The organism is Brevundimonas sp. DC300-4 (genome assembly GCF_049897365.1).
Taxonomy (GTDB): Bacteria; Pseudomonadota; Alphaproteobacteria; order Caulobacterales; family Caulobacteraceae; genus Brevundimonas.
Genome location: NZ_JAFCWC010000034.1, coordinates 1 through 3,204, shown reverse-complemented (window position 1 = coordinate 3,204; position 3,204 = coordinate 1). Strand labels below are relative to the sequence as shown.

Genomic DNA, 3,204 nt, shown 5'->3' with positions numbered 1-3,204 from the left:
GATCAACGGCCTCCCGCTTGAACGATTCCGGAAACACCCGGCGTTGAACACTCATCAGACACTCCTCTCCAGCTCCGAAAAGCTAGCATGGGTGTCCACTGAAACGAGGGAGGATCACGTGGGTTTCCTGCCTCGGATGGAAGTTTTAGCGAGGAGTACGGTCGAGCCCGAACCACACTTATGGCCGACCAGCTAAAGTGTGAGACCGACCTCGCCGTTTATCAATCCAGACCGTGGGCCTGAGTTTTACAGTCGCAACAAGTGCTGACTTGGCCTGAATTATCTCTATTCGGCGGGCGTGGCTGGGGGCTTTCGATGCGCTGTCCAAGAACGCCGTCGGGCGCGTAGGCCGTCAAACCAAAAAGGGTTTCCATGCTCGCATATCTCATAACCGCAGCCGCGATCTCACTGGCGGGAGGCCCGGCTCTGCAGGACACGAACAACCCACTCCAAGACTCCCCCGGGGTAACCGTGAGGGAGTGGCGAAACCGCTCCGGAGAGACGAGTCGTCCTACCGAGGTCTATCTGATCGGCATGTTCACGGCTCTCACCTATGCAAACGCAAATCTTGAAAGCGCGGCGAAGCTGCGCTCTACTGTCCGCCTGGAGAGCTGCCCCTATCAGCCACGCTCGCCGTGGACGTCCTCGATTCGGAGATCGACAAACGCGGCAAAGATGGTGAGGACATCGATGACCGGCCCTTGGCACAGATATTCATCGACGGATTGAGCCGCGTTTTTCCTTGTGCGGGCCAGCCCTAGTCGATGGGAGGTGCCTGACAGGTTGAGCCTGACAGGTTAACTTCGCCAAGTCGTAAGCCCCCTCCCCGGCCGCCCTTCAGGCAACCGCCGCCGCCCATGCGGCATCAGCGTCGGCGCGGAAGCGGCGAAGGGTTGGTCTGCTGATCAAATGGCGTTGGACGTTGAAGGTGTTGTAGATAGCCGCGCGGGTGTGAGGAATCTCTGGGCTGATGCTTGGGATTTGAACCGCTGATGCTGCCGCTCCCGTCGTCGGATCGGGAGGTGGGAATTCTCCGCCCGATTGTTCTCACGAAGCCGGCCCGGTCGATGCAGATGCCTCAGGTCCAACTGATCCAGAGCTGCGCCGTATGACGCCAGGCCGTCGGTCGTGATCATCTCTGGCTCGACCAGCTGGTTGTGAAGGAGCCGCCTGAGCAGCTTCAACGCGGCCTCTGTGTCCCGCCGGCGCTGGACCACGAGGTCGAGGACTGTAGATCGGCGTCCAAAACGGGCTCTGACTCAGTTTTGATGAAGTTGGCTGGCTGACTGGCGCGGGGTTCACGTCCGGATCAGCGTCATGGCAAAAGCCCTTTCTTCGTCCAGCCTCATCCCAGCGGGCTTCGTCCTGACCGGTGCGTGGCCCGACGGTGATCGCACCACCATCCACATTCAGAGCACGGGCTCGACCAGTCGATGCCCAGGGTGCGGGACCGCGAGCCGGAGGGTTCACAGCCGCTACAATCGCCACCTGTTTGATCTGCCGATAGCGGGTAAGTCCGTGGTGCTGAAGGCAAGCGTCAGGCGACTTCGCTGTGAGGCCACAGCCTGTGGCAGGCGCATTTTCGCCGAGCGGTTCGATCCGTCCGTGCTGACGCCTTGGGCACGACGGACAGGACGGCTGGAGGGCCTGGTCCATCACCTCGGCCTGGCGCTTGGCGGTCGCCCTGGGGCCAGTTTCGCCAAACGTCTTATGCTGCCCGTCAGCAACGACACCCTGCTTCGCGTGGTCCGCCGGCGCGGCTGTCCTCAGGCCCCTCCGCCTACAGTGATCGGGATTGATGACTGGGCCTGGCGGCGCAACCATCGCTATGGAACGATTATCTGCGATCTGGAGCGAAGGCGTCCCATCTGCCTGCTCCCCGACCGCGAAGCGGCCACGGCCCAGGCGTGGCTGAGCGAGCAGCCCCAGATCGCAATCGTCGCGCGCGATCGGGGCGGTGCCTATGCCCTGGCGGCAGCCAGGGCGCTCCCCAATGCCGTCCAGGTCGCCGACCGCTGGCATTTGATGGAAAACGCCAGCCACGCCTTTCTTGACGCGGTTCGCAAGTCGATGCGCCAGATCCGGAGCGCCATCGGCGCGATGACCATCACCCCGGCCCTACTCAGCGCCGCTGAGCGTCTCCAGTACGAGGGTTATCTTAGGCGCGAAGAGGTCAACGCCGCAGTCTCAGCACTGGCTCGGGAGGGGATCGCGATCAAGGAGATCGTCCGCCGCACCGGCCACAGTCGCGGTCTGGTGCACCGGATCCTTCGCGATCAACGCGGCGATGTGTTCAGGCTGCGTGAGAGCTCTCTGGAAAGTTATCTTCCCTGGCTCGACGCCGAATGGTCGGCCGGACACCGCAACGGTGCCGAGCTGTGGCGGCGGCTCAGGACACAGGGCTTTCGAGGCTCGCTTAGAGTGGTGACCGAGTGGGCGACCCGACGGCGGCGTGCGGACCAGATCAACGCCGACACGCTGAGCCGCATCCCTTCGGCCCGAACCATCAGCCGGCTGATGACGGTCTCTCGAGACACGCTCACAAAGGCCGAGACAGTCACCGTCGCTGCAGTCGAGACCGGCGTACCGGCGCTGATCGAAGCTCGCGAGATCATCGCCGCCTTCCACCTGATGATCAGTCGTAAGACTGAGGGCGACCTGTGCGCCTGGATCGAGCGTGGTCGGCCCAGCCTGGTGGCGTCCTTCGCCAACGGCATAGACCGCGATATCAACGCCGTCCGCGCGGCGATCACCTCTGGTTGGTCCAACGGCCAAGCCGAGGGTCAGATCACCAAGCTCAAGCTCGTCAAACGCCAGATGTACGGCCGCGGAAAGCTCGATCTCCTACAGGCCAGGCTGATCGGCTCGACACCATGATCCCGTCACCAAAACTGCGTCAGAGCCCCTTTTGGACGCCGATCCACATCTCTTGCCCTTGTAATGGTAGCTGGAACGTTCCGCCTGCAACGCTCCGCACGCCCGTCGGATACTGACCTGCCAGGTGGCCCGCAGATGATCCACGAGCTGGCGACGCCGGACAGGCCCTAAAGCTTTCGCTTGATCACATCCTGCAGCATCTCTCGATCTAGAGCACTTTGCGATCTGATTGAATCGCAGGGGATTCCCAAGGGAGCCGGGTTCTGATTCAACATTCCTGCTGGAGGCGGAGGCCAGCATGAATGAGCAAGGCGCTTTCGGTGGATC

General features: G+C 62.4%; 1 protein-coding gene and 2 pseudogenes. 1 reads left to right on the top strand and 2 read right to left on the bottom strand.

The window, feature by feature from the left end:
- Positions 1 to 837: 837 nt before the first annotated feature.
- Positions 838 to 1,229: pseudogene (locus tag ACP7AZ_RS17685) on the bottom strand (DDE-type integrase/transposase/recombinase); the annotation flags it as partial.
- An 88-nt stretch (positions 1,230 to 1,317) separates the two neighbouring features.
- Here ACP7AZ_RS17685 and ACP7AZ_RS17680 point away from each other — a divergent pair.
- Positions 1,318 to 2,877, top strand: coding sequence for an ISL3 family transposase (locus tag ACP7AZ_RS17680; protein ID WP_426039963.1), 1,560 nt, complete (start codon positions 1,318 to 1,320; stop codon positions 2,875 to 2,877).
- A 33-nt stretch (positions 2,878 to 2,910) separates the two neighbouring features.
- Here the strand turns inward: ACP7AZ_RS17680 and ACP7AZ_RS17675 are convergent.
- A pseudogene (locus ACP7AZ_RS17675) lies at positions 2,911 to 3,092 on the bottom strand (IS3 family transposase); the annotation flags it as partial.
- Between the last annotated feature and the right edge of the window lie 112 nt (positions 3,093 to 3,204).